The organism is Methylobacterium fujisawaense, assembly GCF_039619325.1.
Taxonomy (GTDB): domain Bacteria; phylum Pseudomonadota; class Alphaproteobacteria; order Rhizobiales; family Beijerinckiaceae; genus Methylobacterium; species Methylobacterium fujisawaense.
In genome coordinates this window covers 13,818-35,452 of sequence record NZ_CP155003.1, presented here as the reverse complement: position 1 = coordinate 35,452, position 21,635 = coordinate 13,818, and the positions used below count along the sequence as shown (strand labels likewise).

Annotated in this window: 16 protein-coding genes and 2 pseudogenes; 7 read left to right on the top strand and 11 right to left on the bottom strand. The window is 69.4% G+C overall.

Translation table 11 applies throughout. From position 1 onward, the window contains the following. The coding region (locus ABC766_RS32400) for a helix-turn-helix domain-containing protein (RefSeq protein WP_427902336.1) at nucleotides 1-324 on the top strand (324 nt) is incomplete at its 5' end. A 28-nt stretch (nucleotides 325-352) separates the two neighbouring features. Here the strand turns inward: ABC766_RS32400 and mobF are convergent. Together mobF and ABC766_RS32390 are read right to left on the bottom strand one after the other, a co-directional pair. After that, the gene (mobF, locus tag ABC766_RS32395; RefSeq protein WP_127993261.1) at nucleotides 353-4,201 is read right to left on the bottom strand and encodes a MobF family relaxase; all 3,849 of its coding nucleotides are present in this window, start codon (nucleotides 4,199-4,201) and stop codon (nucleotides 353-355) included. Nucleotides 4,202-4,222: 21 nt separating this feature from the next. Continuing rightward, on the bottom strand, nucleotides 4,223-4,522 hold the full coding sequence (locus tag ABC766_RS32390) for a hypothetical protein (RefSeq protein ID WP_127993260.1): 300 nt from the start codon (nucleotides 4,520-4,522) through the stop codon (nucleotides 4,223-4,225). Nucleotides 4,523-4,803: 281 nt separating this feature from the next. Here ABC766_RS32390 and ABC766_RS32385 point away from each other — a divergent pair, with 281 nt between their 5' ends. From ABC766_RS32385 to ABC766_RS32370, 4 genes are all read left to right on the top strand, one after another. Continuing rightward, nucleotides 4,804-5,241 (top strand): hypothetical protein, encoded by a 438-nt coding sequence (locus ABC766_RS32385; RefSeq protein WP_083461140.1) that lies wholly within the window; start codon nucleotides 4,804-4,806, stop codon nucleotides 5,239-5,241. 42 nt (nucleotides 5,242-5,283) lie between these two features. Next, entirely contained in the window at nucleotides 5,284-6,114 is an 831-nt protein-coding gene (locus ABC766_RS32380; RefSeq protein ID WP_053622536.1) for a P-loop NTPase, read from the top strand. 38 nt (nucleotides 6,115-6,152) lie between these two features. Continuing rightward, the gene (locus ABC766_RS32375; protein WP_053622535.1) at nucleotides 6,153-6,956 is read left to right on the top strand and encodes a hypothetical protein; all 804 of its coding nucleotides are present in this window, start codon (nucleotides 6,153-6,155) and stop codon (nucleotides 6,954-6,956) included. 322 nt (nucleotides 6,957-7,278) lie between these two features. Continuing rightward, nucleotides 7,279-7,506 carry a hypothetical protein gene (locus ABC766_RS32370; RefSeq protein ID WP_053622534.1) on the top strand — a complete coding sequence of 76 codons (228 nt, stop codon included), beginning with the start codon at nucleotides 7,279-7,281 and terminating at the stop codon, nucleotides 7,504-7,506. 272 nt (nucleotides 7,507-7,778) lie between these two features. Here ABC766_RS32370 and ABC766_RS32365 read toward each other — a convergent pair whose 3' ends face one another. Next, nucleotides 7,779-8,891, bottom strand: coding sequence for a GSU2403 family nucleotidyltransferase fold protein (locus tag ABC766_RS32365; RefSeq protein ID WP_053622533.1), 1,113 nt, complete (start codon nucleotides 8,889-8,891; stop codon nucleotides 7,779-7,781). Between the two features lie 211 nt (nucleotides 8,892-9,102). Further along, nucleotides 9,103-9,781 (bottom strand): annotated as a pseudogene (locus ABC766_RS32360) (SprT-like domain-containing protein). Nucleotides 9,782-10,605: 824 nt separating this feature from the next. Between ABC766_RS32360 and ABC766_RS32355 the strand changes: the two are divergent. After that, entirely contained in the window at nucleotides 10,606-10,836 is a 231-nt protein-coding gene (locus tag ABC766_RS32355; RefSeq protein WP_053622531.1) for a hypothetical protein, read from the top strand. A 729-nt stretch (nucleotides 10,837-11,565) separates the two neighbouring features. On the opposite strand, the gene ABC766_RS32345 is transcribed toward ABC766_RS32355, so the two are convergent. The 5 genes from ABC766_RS32345 to ABC766_RS32325 form a co-directional block, all read right to left on the bottom strand. Next, entirely contained in the window at nucleotides 11,566-11,877 is a 312-nt protein-coding gene (locus tag ABC766_RS32345) for a heme utilization protein (RefSeq protein ID WP_230368549.1), read from the bottom strand. Nucleotides 11,878-12,649: 772 nt separating this feature from the next. Continuing rightward, nucleotides 12,650-12,880: a hypothetical protein gene (locus ABC766_RS32340; RefSeq protein WP_127993259.1), complete on the bottom strand. Its 231-nt coding sequence runs from the start codon at nucleotides 12,878-12,880 to the stop codon at nucleotides 12,650-12,652. 19 nt (nucleotides 12,881-12,899) lie between these two features. Continuing rightward, nucleotides 12,900-14,252, bottom strand: coding sequence for an exodeoxyribonuclease VII large subunit (locus ABC766_RS32335; RefSeq protein WP_053622528.1), 1,353 nt, complete (start codon nucleotides 14,250-14,252; stop codon nucleotides 12,900-12,902). Nucleotides 14,253-14,378: 126 nt separating this feature from the next. Beyond that, nucleotides 14,379-15,281, bottom strand: a complete 903-nt coding sequence (locus ABC766_RS32330) for a hypothetical protein (RefSeq protein WP_345822928.1) — start codon at nucleotides 15,279-15,281, stop codon at nucleotides 14,379-14,381. A 298-nt stretch (nucleotides 15,282-15,579) separates the two neighbouring features. Further along, nucleotides 15,580-16,467, bottom strand: coding sequence for a helix-turn-helix domain-containing protein (locus ABC766_RS32325; protein ID WP_083461138.1), 888 nt, complete (start codon nucleotides 16,465-16,467; stop codon nucleotides 15,580-15,582). Between the two features lie 594 nt (nucleotides 16,468-17,061). On the opposite strand from ABC766_RS32325, the gene ABC766_RS32320 reads away from it, so the two are divergent. Then, on the top strand, nucleotides 17,062-17,721 hold the full coding sequence (locus tag ABC766_RS32320) for an AAA family ATPase (RefSeq protein ID WP_053622526.1): 660 nt from the start codon (nucleotides 17,062-17,064) through the stop codon (nucleotides 17,719-17,721). Nucleotides 17,722-18,203: 482 nt separating this feature from the next. On the opposite strand, the pseudogene ABC766_RS32315 reads toward ABC766_RS32320, so the two are convergent. Together ABC766_RS32315 and ABC766_RS32310 are read right to left on the bottom strand one after the other, a co-directional pair. Further along, nucleotides 18,204-19,252 (bottom strand): annotated as a pseudogene (locus ABC766_RS32315) (transposase); the annotation flags it as partial. Nucleotides 19,253-19,355: 103 nt separating this feature from the next. After that, on the bottom strand, nucleotides 19,356-21,506 hold the full coding sequence (locus ABC766_RS32310) for a carbohydrate porin (protein WP_127993257.1): 2,151 nt from the start codon (nucleotides 21,504-21,506) through the stop codon (nucleotides 19,356-19,358). Nucleotides 21,507-21,635: the final 129 nt, after the last annotated feature.

The window sequence follows — 21,635 nt, the reverse complement described above, 5'->3', positions numbered from 1 at the left end:
TCTACGAATGGCTACATCCTGGTGCCCGCACCGGCGGATCTGCGCCGCTCGCTGGACATGACCCAGGAGGCGTTCGCCGCCTTCCTGCGCGTACTGACCGGGACGGTGAGAAACTGGGAGCAAGGGCGCACGCCGCCCGATCCAGCCGCACGCACGCTGCTGGCGCTCGTGGCGGCTGACCCGGCACACGCCGTCGCAATGCTCGGAAAACCGACCTCCAGCCCACTGGAGGGGCGGCGTTGCGTATTCCGACGAAGCCGGCCGGGGATTCCGGGCTCTTCCGCACTTTTGGTGCAGCGGCGTCGCGCGCGACGGTTTGCTTGAATGCAAATGGAGTGCGAATACCGGTGACTTATCGTTCGTAGGTCTCACGGGTTGCGCGTGCGAAGGGGACCTGCCGCGCCATTCCGCGATCCTGTCCGGTTCGCTCGCCACGTGGCCGCTTACGCCCTCTCACCTCCGAGACCGGGTCGGCTATTACGACGTGACTTTCGTTAGGTGACGGCTCCAGGGGTACGGAACGGTGAATTGTCACGCGAGCCTCGGGCGTGTGCACTTGGCGCAAGGCCGCGAGGACCCACGCTTCGAAAGCCTCCGCCTCCCCCTCGTCCGCTCGGGCGTCGATTGCGAGATGCACGGCCGCATCCAGATGCCGACCGACGACGTGGGCGAGGGCGCTGCCGGTCTCCGGACCATCGCCGCCCAGGCCACAGATCAGGGCACGGTCCGGCTGCCCGTCCTGCTGATACAGGCTCAGAGCCTCGGCCTTCGTTCGAGCCACGTAGATCCGCTTCGGTGAGCGTCGATCCCCCAGCTCGACCAAACCCGTCGTACCCTGCTGCCCCTTCTCCACCCCCTCACCGGTCCCATCGGCCTGCTCGATCCCCAAGAGGCGGCCGCTCTGATCCCGGTGAGCGAACACCATCCGGCCTCGAGGATCGGTTAGGACATCGGCGCGAAGCTGGTCCAGGGGCAGCGGCAGCAGACCCCGTATCGCGGTCGCGGCGGTTCGGATCTCTCGCCTCAGGCCCTGCCACAGGATCGCGGCGAGCCGGCTGATCCGCCCCTTCTGACCCGGAGCGTCCGAGGTGAACGGGATCGCGTAACCGGCTCGGCTCGGCCGCGGGACTGGGTACGTTGCGGGGGCATGCAGGCGCTCCTCCATGCGCTGTCGCAGTACCTGGGCAGCCGGTGACGGTGTGCCCACAGAGGCCGGGGCGATCCCGGAGATCGTCTCCTTCCAAGACCCCGCGCGCTCCAGTCCCATCCTGCCGTCGCGCCGCAGGGGGATAGCGCGCACCTGGGCCGGCGCATCGCACCAGGTGCGCAGGTCGGCTCCGGCGAAGTCGGCGACGTTCGCCTTGCCGCCGCTGCGTGCGGCGGCCGACAAGAAGGCCTGCCGGATCTCGCTCTGGCCGATGGACGCGATCTTGGGGTGCGCAGCTTCCCGACCGCCCGGCAGGCCGCGCTCCTCCGGTCGAACCCCGGAGCGCGCCGCCTCCAGCTGGTCCCGGATCCGTGCCGCGTCGACGTAGAGCCGCACCGTGCGCCGGTGTCGCGTCATCGCCACGTACGTCGCCTCCGCGCCCGCGCCGCGCAGGTCGGCGACGTACGCCTCGTCCACCGTCACGCCTTGCGCCGCGTGCGTGGTCATGGCGTAGCTGTGCTGAAGCCGAGGCACCCGTGGCTCGCCCGGTTTTCGGGACCCGATCAGCGCGCTCGACAGGGCGCTCAGCCGCGCTCCATTCTTGGCTAACCACAGCGTCAGCACCGGATCGGCCGGATCGCCTGAGATCGCCTCGACCCGCGCCAGGTCGGCGTTGCGGATCGCCTGGTCGCCGATCTTCACGCTCTCGCCGAATATCACCTCGTCCCCGACCGTCAGGGCCAACGCCTCGGCCCGGCCACCGCCGCGCGGGATCGCGACAATCTCCACGTCTTCCCCCTCCGGCAGCAGCCCCTCACGCTTGAGCCGGGCGCGGATCCGCGCGTTGAGCTCGCGCACGTCCTTGTTCCAGCCTGTCAGCACGGCCCGCGTCCGCTCCGCCCCTTCGAGATCGAGGCGGCTGTCTACGTAGGCGTCGACCAGCGCCTGGATCGTGGCCTCGCGGTTCGCCCCCCAGGTGATCGCGCCGCCGCGATCGTAGGCCTCCAACGCGCTCGCGGTCCGGCCCGCGGCGAAGTCGATGCTGGCCGCCCGCATCCAGGCCCCCTCCGCCTCGCTGCGCCCGCGCTGCCGCTGGATCTCGTCCATCCGGCTCGCGCCCAGCGCCCTGACCAGCAGCCGCATCGGTGCGCCCGCCGGCACCGGGACGAGCTGGCGCGTGTCGCCGCTCAAGACCAGCTTGGCTCCGGCAGCACCCGTCGCCTCGACCAGGGCGGCGAGATCGCGCGTGCCGATCATCCCGGCCTCGTCGGCGATCACCACCGTCTGCGGTCCCAGCGCGATCTCGCCCTTGTGGACCTGGTTGAGGAACCCGGTCACCGCCCGCGCCATCGCCTCGGCGGTGGCCGTATCATTGCGGATCACGTCCACGGCCTTCCAGCTCGGCGCGATCGCCCAAACCTCGCCGCCGCAGGCCCGCACCGCCTCGGCGACGCTGGCCATCGCGTACGACTTGCCCGAGCCGGCGCTGCCTTCGACCACGCTCACCCCGTCGCGATTGAGCGCGTGCCGCACCGCCTCCCGCTGCTCCGGGCGCAGGCTCGGCCGCTCCGCCAAGACCCGCGCCACCACCTCGGCCGGAACGAACGCCCGCTCGTCCTGCCGGGCGTAGGCCACGCGTAGCATACCCTGCTCGGCAGCGATCATCGCGGGCGTCGCGTAGACGGGCCGGCCCTCGGCCGAGCGCCCGACCTCCACCACCCTGCCGTCCTGGCGCAGGCGCTCCACCTGCTCCAGGACGGCGTCCGCACCGGCCTCGCATTGCAGTGCCTCGGCGGTCAGGCGCAGCAGCTCGCGCTCCGCCAGCACCGCCTGCATCTCAAGGGTCGCGGCGAGGCCAGCCTCCGCCAGGCGCTGCAGCCGCTCGCCGGGCGCGCCCGCCCGCGTATCGCGGATCCCGGCCGCCGCGATCCGCACGCCCTCGAACAGCGCCGCGCGCGTCCAGCCGGCCTGGGCCAGTTGCCGGTCCCACTCGGCTTCCAGGCTCGCCAGCGGCGTCTCCCGGTCCTTGCCCGCGCGCGTGTCGAAGGCGGCGGCCTGGGCCGCGACCCGATCCTCGGCCGTGTCGAACCCCTGCTCCTGCGCCGCCCGCTCGATCGCCGCGCGCCGCTTGGAGAACAGCTCCAGCACCGGCTCGGCCACCCCGGCGACCTCGAAGTTGCGCCCGCTCCGGACCGCTTCGCAAGCGAGCGCCGCCCTGAGACCGTCGGCCAGCTCGCTCCGGTACAGGGCCGCGATCCCGCCGGCGTTCAGCAGGATCTCGCGGTTGTCGAGGCCTCCGGTCGAGCCGTCGGCCCGCACGCACAGGTTCAGCAGGATGGCGTGGCTGTGAAGGTGGGGATCCTGGGCGCGCGAGGTGAAGTGCCGGTACACCGCCGCGCTCACCCCGCCGGCCGGCGCCCGCTCCCGGCCCTGCGCCCCGGTCCGGGTCACGATCAGCCCGGCCGCGTGCGCGTAATCGAGCGCCCGGCGCACCGCGCGGTCGTGCACCGCCAGGATCCGCGCGCGCTCCTCCGCGCCGGCGAAGGCGGCCAGCACGCTCACGCTCTTGGGGGCAGCAAACTGCAGATCGTAGCCGACGCTGCGCCGGCCGTTGGCCGAGGCGCGGACCAGGGGTTTGTGGCTTTGCGGGTCGCGTCCAGCCGCGAGGTCGCGCAGCACCCGCCCGTCGACCTCGGCCCCGTCCGGGCAGGATCGGAAGGGAGCGGCGGGACCGCTCGGGTCAGATCCGGACCCGCGCGTCCACCACAAGCCGTTGGCCTCGCCCGCGCCGTTGTCCGTGTAGTACGCGACCTGGTCGCGGCCTTCCGTGTGGCCCCGGCGCAGCGTCGCCAGCGCCCGGTCCAACGCCTCCGCGTAGGCCGCCTCGTACGCCGCGCTGCCCTCCACCGCGACCGCTGTCGCCGCCTTGTGCGCGTACGCCGCCGCCGTGTCGTCGAGCGGGCTGTCGGGCGCGCTCAACCCGGCCTCACGCCGGATCTGGCGTGCCATCGACTCGTAGTACTCGACGCTCGTGATCCGTGTGCAGGTCATCATCGCCTGAGCACCCGCTCGCGCCTAGGCTTGGCTTGCATCGTCGCTCGCTCGGGCCTCCGCCCGGTACAGGTCGACGATGAAGTCGCTGATCACCTGGATCTGGTCGCGCATCTCGGCCGCACTGACCCAGGCCTCGCGGGCGCTCGACGCCGCCGCATCCGCGAGCTCGACCAGCCGCGCCACAGTCTCGGATGGGCCGAGCGCCGCGGTGAGCGCCTCCTCGACGAACAGGTACGGCTCGATCCCGCGCGCCCGGGCTGCCGCCGCCACAGCATCCCAGAGCGCCTCGTCCACGGACATACGGACGGGACGGCGGGCCATGGGCGAGCTCCTGACAGTCAAGATGTACGATCTAGCAACAGCTTAGCAGGAAGCTCGGCCGTCAAACAGCACCATCGGTGCGTGATGTGTCTGGATTTTGGGTCGTAGGGCCTGGGTTATCCACAGGCCGCCCGCCGCTATCGTGGCCGTAAGCTCGGCCGTGGTATCATGCCGATCTTCCGGGATGGTGGGTTCGAGCGGTTCGCAGATCCAGTCAGGCTCGGTGAGAGGCCAGACAGAGCGGACTGCGAGGATCGCGCGAGGCGCGAGGAGTGATGGAGATGGGTGAGACCGTCGAACCCGATCCCTACAGCGAGCTCCGCGCCTTCCTGCGCGAGGAGATCAAGCACGCCCCAAGCCGCAAGCCCACCGCCTACGAGGCGGTCAAGGCCGTGCTCCCGGAAATCAAGGAACTCAAGGCCAAGTGTAAGACCGATGCCGAGATCCGTGAGCTCCTCGCCCGGATGGGCGTCAAGCTCAGCGTCGCCACGCTGCGGCAGTACGTCCAGACTGCCACGCGCGAGCTCGCCGGCCATAAGCCCGTGCGACGGCGCGGCAAGGCCAAGGCGAAGGCACCCGCCAAGCCCTCGCGGGCGCCAGCGGAACACCGGCCCGGTCTGCAGCCACGCTCCACCGCCGCGCGCGATCAGGTGCCGGTGCGCGGACAGTCTCCCGCCTCGCCCGCCCTCGGGCACAGGATGAGCAACAAGGATCTCTAAGGCCGCGGAAGGCAGGCCTGGACACCGGATCGGAAGGGCAGCATGGCAAGGGCACAACAGGCGCGCAAGGACACCGCCCCACAGCAGAAGCGGGCCGTCCTGGTCACCTCGGAGAAGGGCGGCGTCGGCAAGAGCGTGACCGCCCGCACCCTCGTGGAGTACCTGCGCGAGGGCGGCACGCGCGTGGCGGCTTACGACGCCGACGGCAGCGTCGGCGGTCTCGTCCGGGTTCTCGGGACCCGGGATGATGCGGGCGAAGTTCGGGACCAGCAGGATCCGGCCGTCGGCGTCGGCTACTACAACATCCGCGACGCCGCCCAGAGCCACACTCTGCTCAACTGCCTCGGAACGCAGGAGCCCCTGATCGTCCACGATCTCGCCGGCGGCAGCTTGGCCGACCTGACGCGCATCACCGACATGGGTGAGGGGCTCGACGACCTGCTGACTGCCGTCGACGAGAATGGCTACCGGCTCACCGTCCTGCACCTGATCTCGTCGGAGGTCGCCGCGACTCAATCGGTCGCCCGCTGGATCGAGCTGGTCGGCGACCGGGTCGATCATGTCGCCGTCCGCAACACCCGCTGGGGCAAGGCCGAGTCTGATTTCCCCTTCTGGCACGGCTACACCGACGGCGACGGTCAGGAACGGGGCGGCAAGATCCGGAAACGTCTGCTCGAGGAACTCGGCGGCCTCGAGATCAGCCTTCCCGCCCTGCCGGCCGGCACGTTCGCCAAGGTCGACGCCGACGACCTGCCGTTCTCGACAGCCGCCTCCGCGTCGCGCCTGACCATCGTCGAGCGCTCGCACATCGCACGATACCGGCGCGAGTCCGCGGTCGCCTTCGAGCCCCTGCGTCCCCTCCTCGGCCTCTGAGGCGAGGTCCAGCCCGCCGATCCCGATCCCGTCCCGCGATGCGCCCCGACGCCAAGCTCAATTTCGACCGGGCTGCCGAGGTCTTCGGCCTCGACCCGGCGCTCCGCGACCAGACGTGGCGGCGGATGATGGACCTCGGGGTCAATCCCGACGATCCCCTCTGGGTCTACCTCGCGGTCACGGGGCTGCTGGAGAAGGCGGCCCGGACCATCCCGGAGGCGATCGACGCGGTCCCCGAACGGGTCGAGCAGGCGGCCAGGCGTGCTGTCGGCCCGGTGGCCCAGGCCGCCAGCGCACGGGTCGAGGCGGCCCACGCTACGCTCGCGGAGACCACCGGGCAGGCGGTCGCGGCGAGCGCGAGCGAGCATTTCGGGAGGATGGAGCGCACCCGCGCGCGTGAGGTCGGCCTTTGGGCGGCCGGGATCGTTCTGGCCAGCGGCATCGTATGCGGCGGCGTCGGTTACAGGATCGGACGGGCCGAGGCCACGAGCGTAGCCGCGCAGTGGTCGACACTGGCCACGCGCGCGGACGGGTCCGAGTGGCTCAAGCTGATCGCCGCCAATCCGGACATGCGCGAGCAGATGAACAAGTTCTGCGGACCGCTGCAACACAAGACCGATCCGGCGCAGAAGCGGCAGTACTGCGAGTTCCCGCTCTGGATCGAGGGCACCATGCCGCCGGTCGGGGGCTTCTGGGACGCATCGTACTTCGCCTTGCGGGACTGGCTGACGGACTGGGGACCAGCCTGGCTGATCATCGCAGCCGGGTTTGCTGCACTCGCGGGTCGCCGCGTGCTGCGGGCCGTCGTCACGTGGCAGCCCGTAGCCTGGCTGCTGAAGTGAGCCGAGACGCACGGCCGAACGGCCTCCGCTGCGAGTCGGGATCGTTTCGCCTTGTCAGGCCGGTGGTGCGCTGCATTGTTTGTCCGATGAAGAACCGCCAACCGGGGCCGGCCGTGATCGCGCTGTCGTGATCGAGCCGGGAACAGATTGACCTGAGCGGACCCGTCGAAGGCTTGGTCGGCTCCCTTGGCGCGGATCCAGGCGCCGCGTTCGACAAGGCGCACGTGTGCATGGCCGCCCCTCGGATCAGGCGCGTCGGCATCTACCTGGGGCGCGGCACCTCGGGCATAGCGCCGTCCCTGCCCTCGACCGGAGCGCACCGATGACGCTCGCCGACCTCGACAAGCCCGCCGACCTCACCCTGTGGCCCGGCGACACGCCGGCTCACGTCGCCGCGACGTGCCGGTTCCCGACGCTGCGCGCGGCCCTGGCCGCCGCGGCCGAGGCGATCGACGCCGAGAACGCCACGCCCTGGATCATCACGGACGCCGGCGACATCCTCGCGCCCAACTGGATCCGTGCCAACGCCGGATCGGGCTGCCTGCAATAACAGACCGTGAGCCGGCAATAAACGGTGCCCCGTTTCCCACAGCACCGCCTCTCACACGGCCTCCCGGCCCGAGCATTATAGGCGACGTGTGAGGAACTCGTCGCTGCCCGCCGGTGTGTGTGTATCCGCCTGCGACACTACCGGGAGACGCGAAGACCGCATGGCCACGGGTAGGACTGCTGTAGGCATCACTATCTTCGTATTGTTGTCGGGTCAGAACTTGGTTTCCCCTCTCGAGGCCGTCGTTAATCCCACCTGACCCGGATATTGGGCTAGAGACGTGGTTTACCAGACGCGTCGAAGCCGAATTCCTTCGGATCTTCGCCGATCTCCATCAGTCCATCAACGATTCCGGCCACAAGCCCGGTTCGGGCCTTGGTCGGGACGGACGCCAGTCCTTCGCGCAAGGCCTGCCGCCAAGCCGAACCTCGGCCCCACGCCTCAGCGTAAGCCGTGGCGAGGTCGCGCGCCCGCCGCGTCATGGCCAGGGCTTGCCCGAGAACGGCAGCCTGGAGAGCGTCCTTGTCGCGCTTCAGCCGCCCGAGCGGATCGTCCCGCCTGCGGCTCGCGACGATGAGTTTGTGGACGGCGAAGCGCTCGGGTGCCGGCACCACGACGTTGACCCCACCGCCGTACAGGAGCACCGCTCGGACCGGCTCGTGGATCAGGAAGTCTAAAAAACGAAGTGGGTGGGCCGCGGCCCCGCCCAGCGCGGGCATGCCGGCTGGCTTGCCGTCGTGGTCGGCGCTGCCGCGGTTCGGCGTCAGGAACTCGACCTCGTAGCCCTTCGCGTTCCGGAACTTGGTCGAGCGCCGCCCGTCAGCCTGATGCGGGAGATCGCGAAAGGTCGTGTCGACCGAGCGCAGGACGTCGAGCATCGGCGGCAGGCTGTCGTCGACCGCGGCCGACACGGAGTGGAACTGCGCGAAGTCGGCGTCGCCGGTCTGCAGGGCGGCGTTCGGCAGCCGCGCGCCGAGGATGCCCGGGTAGCACTGGAAGGCGACGGTTCCGACCAGAACACCGCGAAGACGGAACAGGCCGGCCTCCGAGAGCGCGCGCACCACGTCGCCCGAGAACCGCTCGGGCGCCGGCAATCCCGCTTCCCGGACGAGGGTCGAGACCAGCTTACGCCGGGCTTTGAGGTCGCCTTTGATCGCTTGGAAGCGCTCGACGCGGTCCGTGATCTGCGCGTCGTGCTTGGGACCGACGTAGCGGCGCTTGACGCCGTCCGGTCCGGGCAAGTCGAAGTACCAGTAGGCGCGGCCATTGACCGGCACGGTCACGAAGCGGCCCGCGATCGGGAAGTCGGCCTCGAACGCGCCATCGAGGCTGCGCTGGCACAGCTCGGCGTAGAGTGTCCGATACGCCAAGTCGATTTCTCTCATCCCCGCCACCCCGCTATAATCTTTTAGCGAAAGATTTATAGCACGTTCGGCGATGAAGGATGCGCTCTGTTATAACTTAATTGTGAAAACATTATAACAGAGCGCGGTAGCAGACCGAGGCCGATCCTACGCTCTCGGCTTCACCAGCCGAGACCGAAGCGCGACGTTGCGACGAGCGTAGGGTTACGACCATTCCCGCAGTTTCTTGATCTCATCGCTGTCCCTGGCCTTGCATCGGCTGACGGCAGGCCCCGCAGACGAGCGGAGTTTCCGGCTTTGCCCAGGCATTCGCGTTGCAAGCTGGACAGGTGTACTTCGTCTTGCTGGCCGCCTTCTTCTCCCGCGTCTCACGATCGGTCTCATTCCCCAACTCGACGAAGGGCACCATGTTCGTCCGCGCAGCGAGCAAGTCGGCGCAGGCGCGCGCGAAGCGCCCCCCCCTCCTCGATGAAGTGGCTGACGCGCTGACCCGTCTCCTTGCCGCCCGGCTCGCCCGTGTCGGACGGGATCAGCCCCACGGCCCGCATCATCCGCGCCCACTCCGTGTTGTGGTACCTGCCCCGGGACGGCGTGCCGAAATGCGCCTGCTCCAGGTGGACCATCTCGTGCACGAGCGTTGAGAGAATCTTCTCTGTCGTACGCTCGGCGAAATGGCTCGGGTTGAGCGCGATCTCATCGGTAATCGCCGTGCCGTCACGGGTGGCGAAGCGCCGGCCGGAGAAGTAGCCGTAGGCCTGCTTCCGGCGCTGCAGGGTGAGGAGACAGGGTGGTAACTGGCCCGAGAACAGCCGCGCGTTGAAGAACGCGTAAGCGTCGATCAGCGCGGAATAGGTCCGAGCGGTCGGGTCGGTTGGATCGTACGAAACAAAAACTACCGGCTCGTTCTGGATCGTCGGCCGGTCGTTCGTACCGCGCACGCCGTCACCGCCCAGCGACGGATCACCATTTAACGTGGGATCGGGACGGGTATTTTCATCTTCAGGTTGTGACACGGCGCCGCCTCGTCGAAAGACGAGTCCGGTTCACGCCAGCCACGTAGGGCCCCGGGTCTCACAGCGCCTGAAGAAAGCATCCCTCAGCGACCGGTATGACCCGATCGACTGGCTCATCCGCATGACGTCCACGAACGGGACTGTCGGATGCCGGGGGCAAGGGACCGGTCGGACGGATCCGGGTCGAGGCTCGACCTGGAGAACCGTCCGCCGCGCCAGCACAGGCCGACCCGGAGGATGAACGCCGCGGAGCAGCGCGAACTTCTCGAGCTGCCGATCTCAGGACAGCGGCAGCCCACAGCCCCAGCGCGTTCGTCGCCTGGGCCTTTCTCTGCTGCCACAGACCGCCAGGAGGGTCCAAGCCGTCGGTGCCGGTCGAGGCCTCGTCGGCGAAGGTTATCCACCGGCAAGACGGCCGGGCGCTCTGTACGCGGTGGTGTCGGGGTTTGGACCGGTGGCCACGCATCGGGATCGGGCCTTCCCGGCCCCGCGTCGCCCCACGCAGAGGGCTCACCCGCGGGCGCTCTCCTGTTCCAGCACCGCGGGTGTACCGGGCGCGGGATGACCTGGAGCCGATCGCCCGGATCGCGGGGTCCTGACTTGGCTCGAGATGCGCGACGAGAGGACGCTCGACCCGAGCCCGCCGCGCGGCTATGGCCCGGCAGACGCGCTGGCGCTGCCGCCCTCCGGGCGACCGCCATCGCCGTGCGTGAGCTACGCTCGTGAGCAGACCCAACACCGCGCAGATCCGCCTGCTCGCGTACTTGGCGCAGGCGCCGGGTACGGGGTTTGTCGCGGTGAACCAGGTCGACCGGGCCCGGGCGGTTCGCGCGGGCGACGACCTGTTCCTGCCCTCGCTCGTGGCGCGGGGTTGGGCCGAGATGGACGCGCGACGCACCGGCTACGCGCGCATCACCGATGCCGGACGCTCGGCTCTGGCTGACCTAGACTGAGGGCAACGGGAGGGCGACGGAGGCTTCGGGAGCGGAACGGAGGATCACAGGCCGGCGGATCCGCAGCGCTCGCCTCGCGCTCGGCTGGGCGTTGCAAGGGCTCGCGAGCGGGGCGAAGCTACTGCCGAGCGTCGTGGACCGGGCCGAGCGCTGCCCCGGTGAGCCGGCGATCACGCAGCTGAACGCCCTGATGCGGGCCCGGCGCACCGCCGCGGTACCGATCGCAGCCAGAATACCCGGTGAGCCGCACCCCATAATCAGACAGGGGCCGCACCTGCCGTTTCGCGGGCTCGCCCGCGGACGTTACCGTGCAGGAGCGGTCGTGCTCGTGCCCATACCGACGCCTGGGTGGGAGGTTCCGGTACCGGGCACTGTTGCGGCGCCAGCTGTACCCATGGTCGAACCGGTGGCTGAGCCAGTCGTCCGCTCGTTCATCTTCTCGCTGTTGCTCTTGACGGAGCCCGGGTTGTTCATATTGCCCGTAGCGCTGCCATCGCCGGCCGGCTGCTGAGCGTAGGCTGTGCCGGTCAGAGCGACCGCGAGAGCGACCGCGAGGCCGCAAGTTTTAAGGCGCATAGGCGTTTCCTCAACGATCCCGTGTTCGGGTTCGAATGCAAACGCCGGCTGCGCTGCCTTTGTTCAGTAGAAAGTGACGCCTGCGGCTGGGGATATGGGCGCTGCGCCCTTACTTCGGCGAACAGCTGGTGAGCCGCATCCACACGAAACCCGCTATCCAGCGCGCTGGGCGCTCCAACGGCCGGTGCAGGTGACCAGTCCGCCGGACGTGTGCCACGTACCGTTGCCGCTGCCCCTGACGTCCAGGCTGCCGGAGATCGGGACCCTGTTGGCCCCGCTGGTAATCGTGGCCTGCACGGATCCGGTCGACGACACGCCGCCGTCGATCTCGACCTCTCGGCCCGGGACCGAGGCGTCACTGTCCTTGATCCGGACTTGGTAGCGCGTGCGCGTCGCGCAGGGCCCTTGAGCCGTGATGGCGATGATGGTCCAGGATCCGTCGTACCGGTTCGGCACGCGCACCATCCTCGCCGCGGCACCGGCTGGATGGAGAGCGCCAGTCAAGAGGACGGCCGCGAAGATCGAGGTGGGGATACGCGCCACAGACAGCTCCGGGAGATTTCGGCAGCCGAACTTGACCGGCCTCTCACAGAACGGTCCGTCCACCGACACGGTTTCCCGGATCCGCGCGCTCCCGGCCGTGAAGGGTGTTGCGTGCGTCATGGCTCTCGGCTGCGTCGTCCCGGTCCTCCCGGGGTTCGCGCCAGTGGCCACGCGCCAGGGCCGGATCTGCCCGGTCCGGTCCCCCTATCGCCGGACGGCGGCATTGGCGGTTGGTTCAGTCCGCCGCGAGACTTCGCGGGCGCGGCGGCTTGCGTGGAGCGGCCCGGGGCGCAGCGTGAGGAGTCGAGAGCGCCTTCCCCGTTCCAACTGAGCTTGCAGTCTGACGCCTGTATGCGGCCCGACTTTGACTAAGCTCAACGGGGTCGAAGCGCATCGCGGGCGGAGGCCGCCCGAAAGGGGCTGGGCTCTCGCAGCGTCCACTGAACGCGCGACCCGAAGGCTGCCGGAATGGCGAACGGGCCGCCCCACCTGAATGAGGACAGCCCGTTGCCGAGACTCAACATCGGAGCACGATGTCAACGCGTGCCTCAGGGAAACTGCAGACCGCAGCGCCGGTTCCCACCCACGCCGCCGACGCTACGTGGCATCGACAGATGTCGAGCGATGGTGGCCCGTGGGAGCCGCGCAAGGGCTGAGAGCTGTGTGTGTCGGCCGGGGATCTCGGATCCACCGTTCAGGCGGCGCTGGCCGGCCGGGCGTTGCCGCGCAGGCAGGCGACGGCCTCGCGGATCTCGACGGCGTGATCGACGAGCCTCCGCTTCAATCGATGGGCCTCGGCCACGGTGTCCGGCAAGCGCCTGAGCCGGTCCTCCAACTCGCCCGTGCGCAGACCGCGCGCGAGCTCGTCCAGGCGCGCCAGCATCTCGGTGAAAGAAAGTTCAGGCTGGTGGGTCTCTGGGGTCATGGTGTGATCTCCGTACGGTTCAGTGGGTGGTGCTCGGGTCGTGGGATGCGACGACCGCGACGGTGAGGCTGCGCCCGTCCGCGAACGTCAGGGTGAGTGGCCCAACCGCGGCCTCCGGGCCGAAGATCGGTCCGCCGGCGGCGTCGCTGAGCCGGACGAGGCCCTCCGGCCAAGGGGCCGACTGGTCCGGTGCGGCGCGCGCGGCCCGATCCGGGATAGCCAGCAGGGTCAGGGTCTGTTCCAAGCCGCACTCGATCGCACGCGCGGTCGACTCCGCCCGCCGCTTCGCCGCTTCGAGACAGGCCTCGGCCGCGTCCGCGACCGCCTCGCAGCCGGCGATGCCTAACCGGTGCACGGATCGCTCGAACTCATCCAACGCCGCCTGCAGCGCGGTCCAGGTGGCCTCGGCGCGTGCGGCCGAGCCGTCCAGCAGGGTGAGAACGAGATGGCGCGCCTCCGAGGGCGTCGGCAGGCTCGCCCAGGCGACGATGTCGGCGATGGTTGCAGCGTCGGTGCGGTGCCCGACCGCAGCCACCACCGGCACGGTGAGCGTGGTGATCGCCGCCGCGACCTCGCGGGCGCCGAGCGCGCCGGCCGGGCTGCCACCGCCGCGCACCAGCAGCACCAGGCCGCGATCCTCGCGGCCCCGGTGCAGGGCGGCGGCCTCGTCCAGGCGTCGTATCAGGGCGGGGACCGCGCCGGGCCCGTCGAACCGGCATTCCAGGTCGTCGACCTGCAGGATACCGGCGGCCGCCAGGGCTTGCAGCGTCGCGGCGACGTCGTCCCAACCCTGGCCCGGCGGGTGCAGCACGCTGACGCGCTCGAGGTGGGCCGGGCTCGACAGCCGGCGCTGCGCCTCGAGCAGACCCGCCCGCCTCAGACCATCGAGGATGCGGGCGCGCTCCAGTTCGGCCTCGGACACCCGCCACGCCGGCTCGATCGCACTGACGTTGAGCCGCAGCCGGGCGTCCGACAGCCAGGAGGCCGTGCAGGTCAGCGTGACGTCCCGATGTTCGAGCTCCGTTGGATCGAACGGCCGCTCGAGCGCGGCGGCGATCGCGTCGCGAGCGTCCGCACCGATGCGGGCGTTCAGGACCGGGGCGTTGCTGCCGAGGAAGCCATGCGTCGGGCGAAGCTCGAGATCGTGGCTGCCGTGCCACCGGGGCAGCACTCGGGTGACGGTGGCGCAGACGCGAAACCGCCGCGGCAGCCCGGTGCGCACGGCGCTGCCGGCGCGGGCCCAGAGCTCGTGCAGGTCGAGGACCGGCCCTTCCGGGTCCGGTGGCGGCGCGCGGTCGGACCGGGACCGCTCGGGGGGTGGCCCGCTCTCGAGTGTGGCCGGCGGGGCGCGGCGGAATTCGTGGATACGCATAGGGGTTCGAGGTTCGGATCTTCGAGGGAGAGGGACAGGGACAGGGACAGAGACAGAGACAGAGACAGTGGGGAGACTGTCCCCGGTTTGGCCCGGCCGCGCTGCGCGACCGGGCCGTGCGGTGGGTCAGAACGGCGCGTCGGAGGGCCACGCCTCGTCGCCGGGAGCGGTGCGGGGGCGAGTGAGCACCTCCGCGATGCGGTCGAGACGGGCCCGGTCGGCCCGCGCGAGTTCGCCGCGCACCACCTCCTCGATCGCGGCCTGTACCGCGCCGGGGATGGGCGAGGAGCGCCAGGCGAGCGCATCGACGGGCGTCGGCACCGGCCCGGCCAGCGTGATCAGCGGGGCGCTGAGATCACAGGCGGCCTCAACCACGCGCGGGTCACTGAACGTCCGCCCGCCGGTTCGACGATCGCCGGTGACGACGAGAACTGCGTCCGCGCCGGTCCAGTGGACGAACTCGGCGGCGTCGCGCAGGGCCTCATGCACGGCGTCGGCATCGTCGAGATCGACCGGCCGCACGGCGAGGGAGACGATCCGGCATTCGTCCAGGTTCTGGAGCTGCAGCGCCAGGGCAGCCCAGCGCGGGCCATCGTTCTCGGGTACCAGGGCGAAGAGCTGGCGCAGCCGCTCAGGAGCGCGCCTCTGCCGCCACCGCCCTTGCTCCTCCAGCGTCCGGCGCAGCTCCGCGTCGGCCGCTGCCTGGGCCGGTGTCGGCCAGTCGCTGGCCGAGATCACGAGGCGCGGCCCGAGCCGGGCGTCGTATTCGAGGTCGAAGCGGATCGGGATCGGCTCGCCCGACCGGATCCAGGTTGGGCCTCGGCCCAACAAACCGAGCGCGGAGGCGAGCCATTCGTCCCCGACGTAGACGTGGCCCAAGGCCGGACCGCCGGGCGCCGGGCCGGTGAGCAGGGCCCTGAGGCCGGGCTTGTACCGGTGTGGCAGGACCCGCAGCAAGGCCGCCAGCCCGTCTTGCGAGGCTGGTGGGCGCGCGGGATCCTGCGCGCCGGCAGGCACCGTTATGTTCATGATGTGTTCCTTGTACGAGGGAGCGGAGCGAGCCCGAGCGGTCACCATGGCGCGTCGGCGCTGGGGTGAGCGTCCTGTCGTCCTTCCCGGGATTTGCGTCGGATCTCCCGACACCCCTCCCCTCTCGTCCCTGAAGGCCGGCGCGCAGGCGCGCGGCCCCACTTCCAGAAGCTAAACGCCCCCGTCCTCGGCACTCACACCCACGGGCGATCAGGTTGTCACTCGATGTTTGGACAGACTCCACCTTTCGAGCGCTCACCGAGCCCGTGCGTTCGTCAAACCGTCCGGCGTCAGACCCTCAACGCATGACTCGGCCCGTGCCACGACCCGCGCGGATCCGTGTTGGATCGGATCGGTTGAGGTCGCCCGCTGCCCTCCGGCAGCATTCTGAGGGTTCCGTTTTCCCCGATTCTGACAGGGTTAGAACTTCAGTATGCGTGCTGGTCACGCTTTTGACCCCTCCCCCCCGGTGAACGGAGGGGGCTGGCTGCTCTCTCATATTCGAGAGGGGGTTGCCGCGCCGCGCCAGTCGGATCCAGGCAAGCCACTCAGGCGAGACGATGCGGAGCACGTTCGTGTCGTTGCGAAAGCCTGTGATCGCCCGCTCTTCCACGGTGAGCAGCTCCAGGCGGCGCGCCTCGCGGATCGCGTTCTTCACAGTCGAGCGGCACACGCCCGCGACCGCGGCCATATTCTCGATCGAGAGCCGGCAGTCCTTCCGGCGTGCGGTTTCGGCCGCCACCAGAGCGAGGACCGCCTGCTCGGCCAGCGTGAACTGGGCAGCCAAACCGGGTGGGAGCCGCCCCGAGGCGGCCCAGCGGCGACGCCGCTCTAACGAGGCATCCGTGCGCGGGCGCGAGCCGACGACGGATCTCTTGGTGCTGTTCTGGGGTGCTCCAGCTGTATCCAGGCTTGCCACAGGCTGCGGCGAGTGCGGACCCGTAATATGGGCCGTACCCACATTTGAGGTCGCCGGATTGGGCGAGTTCAAAACCCGACTGCTCGACAGGTTTTCGCCTCGTCGTGGCGCGGAAATAGTGCGCGTCTCGATCAGCCCTGACAGGGCCTCTGCCTCAGCCTCCGTGATCTTCCCCTCGCCGTAGGCGCGCCAGAGCGCAGCAGTTACGGCCGACAGCGCGGCTTGGGGGGCAACCTCCGCCTGTCGGCGGATCTCCTCAGCAAACATCGTCCTGGCCCTTCACAGGGCCGCGGCAGAGCAAGGGGTGCCCACCGGGTGGGTACCCGTTCCACAAAGCACGACTTCATCGTTGCGGGAATTGGCGTTCCCACTTGACACCCGAGGGCGCCATGTGGCTTGTGAGGGATTGGAAACTGTCCTCACAGACCACTCGATTTCGCGGGCTCCTCGTTTGGCGACGGGGGGCCCGTAGTCGTTTCAGGGTCTTGTTTCCGCGGCGATCATCTCCTTCCCCGGTTCACGACTCGACCGATCGAGCGTAGCCGGGACCGCTTATGTCGTCCGGGCGGCGCTGCTAAGTCAACGGCACGGCCTGAACTGGTTCGTCGACACTTGTGGCCCTGTGGGGTAGAGGGGCTTGAAGCCATCTGCCCACTCGAACCTTTGCCCTAATATCCCTCAGGTCCATCGCCCATGGGCCCGCTCGCTCCTGTGGGTACAAGGGTGCATGGGCCTTTGCCCCTGAGCTCAAAAGCGCAAAGGGGAATTTGCCCATCGGGGCGCTCGGGTTAAGGGTTCGTTGACCATTTGGGCTTCAGCTCGCTTGGGCGCTGGGGAAGGCGCACAACAGGGACCTGGGCAATGGCCGTTATCAGCGTGTGCAGCACCAAGGGCGGGGTCGGTAAGACGACGCTCGTGATCTGTCTGGCGGACGCCTACGGCCGGCAGGGCGGGAGTGTCGCCATCATCGACGCGGACCCGAACGGACATGTCGCCTCCTGGCGCGAGCGGGCCGGAGAAGACTGTCGCGTAGACGTCATCGCCGACGTGACCGAGAAGACGGTTCTGGACCGGATCTCCGACGCAGCCTCGCGCTACAGCCTCGTGTTCGTGGATCTCGAAGGTGCGGCCTCGCAAGCCGTCACGTACGCTATCGCCGAGAGCGACCTCGTGCTGATCCCGTCCAAGGTCTCGGGAATGGACCTGCAGGAGGTATTCCGCACGTACGAGGTGGTGCAACGAGCCGAGAAGATGCTGCGCCGGCCGATCCCGGCCCGAGTGGCTCTTACCCAAATGTCGCCCCTGCAGAGCCGCGTGGCACAGCATGCTCGGCATGAGATCCAATCCGCTAGCATTCCGGTCCTGCGCACCGAGGTCATCCAGAGGGCGGCCTATCAGGCGATCCACTTCACCGGCGCTACGCCCGCCCACCCAGACGGCGATCCTAAGGCCCTTCAGGAAGTCGCCAGCGCGCTAGGCGAGCTCCTCGAGGTTCTGGCAGTCCAGCAGCAGGCGGCCTGAGCACGATGATGAAGCCTGCCTTCCAGCCCGCTCCGCGCCCGCGCCCCCGTATCTCGCCCGAAGATGCCCAACAACTCGCTGTGGCGACCAGCGATCTGGGCTTCACCCGCCCCTCGTCCGCGCCCGAGGCGCGGGCCGAGGAGCCCGTGCAGCCATCAGCCGAACCCTTGCTTGCGGCAACTCCGGCAGCCCCGACTGCCCAAGAACCCAAAGCCCCGCTTGCCCCTGCCGCGCCTACCAAGGGTACTGCTCTAAAATTCGAGGTGCCGGATACGGTGTGGACGGCGTTGCGCCAGGAGGCGCTAAACCGCCGGGTCACGGTAAAATACTTAGTACTCGAGGCTCTGGCCGCGAAGGGCTACAACGTCGATCTATCCGCAGTACCCGAGGACGGAAGACGCCTGCGATGATCGAGGTAGCCCCTGTCGCAGTCCTGGCGGGGGCCTGTAGCGCCCTCGGTTTGTGAGACACCGGGAAGGAGCCTACGCGGCGAGGGCCGCGGGTGAAAGTCGTTCCTGGCGCACAGTGGCGGGCGACCGGAAGCCGAGCCGCTCGATGAGCCAGGTGGTGTTGTAGGTCTCGCGGAAGGCCAGAAGCGCGTGGCGCAAGGCTTCCAGGGTGTCGAAGCTTTGCACCCAGAGCAGGTTCTCCTTCAGCGTGCGGATGAAGCGCTCAGCGCAGCCGGTGCCCTCGGGCGCTCGCACGAAGGCGGGCGAGCTCTCCACCCCCAAGAAGGCGAGCTTGGCCTGGAAATCGTGAGCCATATAGCAACTGCCGTGATCGTGCCGGACGCTCAGCCCGCGCGCCACGTCCTTGGCGACGGCCCCGAAATGGCGGCGGACGCCCTGACGCAGCGGCTCCAGCGCCTCGAAGCGGGTGCCGCGCCGGGCGGCATGGATGCCGACGCACTCGACGTTGTGATGATCGATGGCGATGAACACCGCGACCTATCCCTAGCCCGTCCAGGTCGTGGTCATGTCGGTGCCCCACATCGTGTTCAGCGCCTCGGGGATGATGGTGCCGTCGTGGTTGCGCGGGCCCCGGGGAGATCCGACGCGGGCAGGCGCGAGCAGATCGTGCTCGCCCATCAGCCGCAGCACGCGCTGTTTGGAGGTGCGCACGCCAGCCACGCGCAGCCGTGCCCAGACCTTGCGGTGGCCTTCACCGTGGAACGGGCTAGCGGCCAGGACGCCGCGGATCCGCGCCACCAGGGCCGCATCCGGCATCGGGTCGGTCGGTCCAGGCCGCCGGGCCTGGGACTTTGCAGGATGACGCTACCGATAGACGCTGGCGCGTGCCGTCCGCCAGACCCGGACCAGACCGTAAGGGGTGCCGCGGCTTGGCGAGTGGGTCCGGCTCAGGGCCTCCACCTCCGCCGCGCTAAAGGGCGGCCGCCCTCCAGGACCGCAATTTTAGCCTCCAGAAGCTCGCGCTCCAGCAGCATCTCGCCGAGCTGGGCCTTCAGACGAGCGCTCTCCAGCGCCGCGCCGTCGGCCGCGCGGGTCGCCAGACTCGCTTCGCCGCCGGACAGAGTAAACTGCCCCCCGTTTTGATCAGACATGCTACGCAGCTCAGGAAGGCATAGGAGTTGCCGTGCCGGCGGTCATGGACAACGGCGAGGCGCCGATCGACCGTCAGAAATCCGTGTGGAGGCGGGCTGCGAAAAAGTGTGCCGGGCCACGGTCGCGATTGTAGGCCGGGTTCGCCACGAGCTGGTAATCGGCGGAGACAGTCACGGCCTTCGTGAGGCTCAGCGCGTAGTACGCCTCGGCTGCGCGCTCGGCGCGGTAGCTCAAGCGGCCATCGCCGATCACCAGACCGAGGCCGCCGTTGGCGAAGAAATCCCGATGCGAGCGGGACAGGTTGTTGAGGGCAGCGCCGAGGCCGACCGTGTCGTCGGGCCGGCCCCAGGCGCCGCCCTTCAGCGAGACACCGCCGGAGACACTGCGGTCGATGTCGGCGAAGGAGAGGCTCTCGTTGCGTCCGTCGTTCAGGCTGGCCCGCGCGAACACCCCGAATTGCGATGTCACCGCCTGTTCGAGGTTCAGGTAGAGCCCGCTCTTGCGCCGGTCGCGTCGGGTGGCCGCGGCCGCATCGTTGATGTCGGCGAAGAAGCCCCCTTGAGTGAGGGCGACCACCTCGCGGTAGTTCGCCGTGCGGGCGACGTTGGTGAACAGGCCGAGGCGGATCTTGCCGGGCTGGTCGAGCCCCGGGAGCACGTGGCGCTCCTCCAGCTCGACCGTAAGGCCTCCCTTCCGGGCGATGCGCGGGTCGAGAACGTTGCTGCTCGGTTCTTTCGGCACCTGCGTGTAGGCCGCCCGGATCGCGAACGCCTTGCGGTTGTACTCGACCATCACGCCTTGGGTGAACCCGGGCAGGTTCGCGGGGAAGTCATAGGCCCCAGACGCCCAGAGAGACCAGTTCAGGAAATCGACGCGGGGATCGTGCGCGTAGGTGTTGCCGTCGAAGAAGTCGCCGAGCGCGAACTTGCCGGCCACCACGGTGATCCGCTCGATGTCGCGACGCGTCGCGACCTGGTTCGGGCCGTCCGGCACATCCTCGGTCTCGCCGCCGAGGCCGAAGGTCTGGCGGACGAAGTAGCGTTGCGAGCGGAATTTCGGGAAGGGCGCGCCGGCCTTCTGCGCCTCGCCGTTGACGAAGCCGGCGACGCCGAGCGTCCGACTCAGGCCGAAGCCCTGGTCGAATTCGGGGTTGTAGTAGAGTTCGGTGCTGTCCGTGAGCTTGAAACCGAGGAAGGCGGTCGCCGTCAGCGTGGCGCGTGCCTGGCGCGGCACGAGGCTCTGCGGCCCGAGATAGGGCGAGCGGAAGCCGGACACGCCCTGGTCCACGAAGGTCGTCTGGCCGTGCAGCGAGACGCGGTCGCTGATCGCCGTATCGGGATCGTGGGGGGCTACCTCGCCCGGCTCGGGCGGCAAGACGAGACCACCCGGATACCAGGACAGGCGCGCGAGGACTTGGTTGGAGGTGAAGGAGGCCCGCGCGGAGAAGGGGCCGCCGGTGACGCCCGGAACGGTGCCGAGATCGAGCCGTCCGCTCCGGCCGAGGTCGAGGTAGCGGTATTCCAGTCCCAGCGCGAGGTTCTCGGTGATGGCATACTCGATGCCGGCACCGAGCGAGAACCCGAGGAAGGCGCGGCCCCGCCGAAGGGCCGGGGCTGACGTCGTCCCCGGATCAGGGAAGTTGGTGAGAAACCGGACCTGAGCGCCCGCAAGCCCGAAGCTGGCATAGACGAGATAGCGCTCGAACGCGTAGCCGACGCGGGCTCGGGCTGTCCCGAACACGTCGGCCTTGGCCCGGATCACGGGGAAGGCGGGATCCAGCCCCTCGAAGCCGGTCCCAGGCGTGGTCGAGGACACGGGCCGCTTCAGGTTGGAGGCGTCAACGTCGGCTTCAAGGCCATACACGAACGGGCCGATCTGCCAGGCGTAGCCGCCGAACAGGCCGCCGAGCGCGGTGGTCGCATCCCGCCCGGCATCGTTGCGGCCCGTGGCATCCCCGGTGCGGAATTCCGGCACCGAACGGCGGCCGATCATGCCGGAACCGAAGCCGAAGCCACCGAAGGCGTCACCGGCGCTGCCCTGCAATCCGATATAGCCGCCCGCCCAGGCACCGAAGAAGGGCAGGTGCGTCGCGTCGTGTGGCGTCGGCGTGGCGCGATCGGCCCCGTGGGCGCCCGTGGACACGCCAGCGAGCAACGTCGCAACCCCTGCACCAATCCCTGCACCCGCGCGGAGGCGTCCTGCGGCCTGTCTCCACCGGCTCATCGTGCCGCCTCCATATGCATGAACCGAACCCGCACCCGCGATGCGGTGACCAGGACACGATGCGGCATCCGCCCAAACTTGGCCGCGCTGTTAACTATGGACGAGCGGCTTCGTGCAAGCCCGCCGCCG

Bases quoted from the DNA above. Each gene is read 5' to 3' on its own strand.
- mobF (WP_127993261.1), bottom strand. From the start codon at position 4,201: ATGATGACCTGCACACGGATCACGAGCGTCGAGTACTACGAGTCGATG.
- ABC766_RS32390 (WP_127993260.1), bottom strand. From the start codon at position 4,522: ATGGCCCGCCGTCCCGTCCGTATGTCCGTGGACGAGGCGCTCTGGGAT.
- ABC766_RS32385 (WP_083461140.1), top strand. From the start codon at position 4,804: ATGGGTGAGACCGTCGAACCCGATCCCTACAGCGAGCTCCGCGCCTTC.
- ABC766_RS32380 (WP_053622536.1), top strand. From the start codon at position 5,284: ATGGCAAGGGCACAACAGGCGCGCAAGGACACCGCCCCACAGCAGAAG.
- ABC766_RS32375 (WP_053622535.1), top strand. From the start codon at position 6,153: ATGCGCCCCGACGCCAAGCTCAATTTCGACCGGGCTGCCGAGGTCTTC.
- ABC766_RS32370 (WP_053622534.1), top strand. From the start codon at position 7,279: ATGACGCTCGCCGACCTCGACAAGCCCGCCGACCTCACCCTGTGGCCC.
- ABC766_RS32365 (WP_053622533.1), bottom strand. From the start codon at position 8,891: ATGAGAGAAATCGACTTGGCGTATCGGACACTCTACGCCGAGCTGTGC.
- ABC766_RS32345 (WP_230368549.1), bottom strand. From the start codon at position 11,877: ATGGTGCGCGTGCCGAACCGGTACGACGGATCCTGGACCATCATCGCC.
- ABC766_RS32340 (WP_127993259.1), bottom strand. From the start codon at position 12,880: ATGACCCCAGAGACCCACCAGCCTGAACTTTCTTTCACCGAGATGCTG.
- ABC766_RS32335 (WP_053622528.1), bottom strand. From the start codon at position 14,252: ATGCGTATCCACGAATTCCGCCGCGCCCCGCCGGCCACACTCGAGAGC.
- ABC766_RS32330 (WP_345822928.1), bottom strand. From the start codon at position 15,281: ATGAACATAACGGTGCCTGCCGGCGCGCAGGATCCCGCGCGCCCACCA.
- ABC766_RS32325 (WP_083461138.1), bottom strand. From the start codon at position 16,467: ATGTTTGCTGAGGAGATCCGCCGACAGGCGGAGGTTGCCCCCCAAGCC.
- ABC766_RS32320 (WP_053622526.1), top strand. From the start codon at position 17,062: ATGGCCGTTATCAGCGTGTGCAGCACCAAGGGCGGGGTCGGTAAGACG.
- ABC766_RS32310 (WP_127993257.1), bottom strand. From the start codon at position 21,506: ATGAGCCGGTGGAGACAGGCCGCAGGACGCCTCCGCGCGGGTGCAGGG.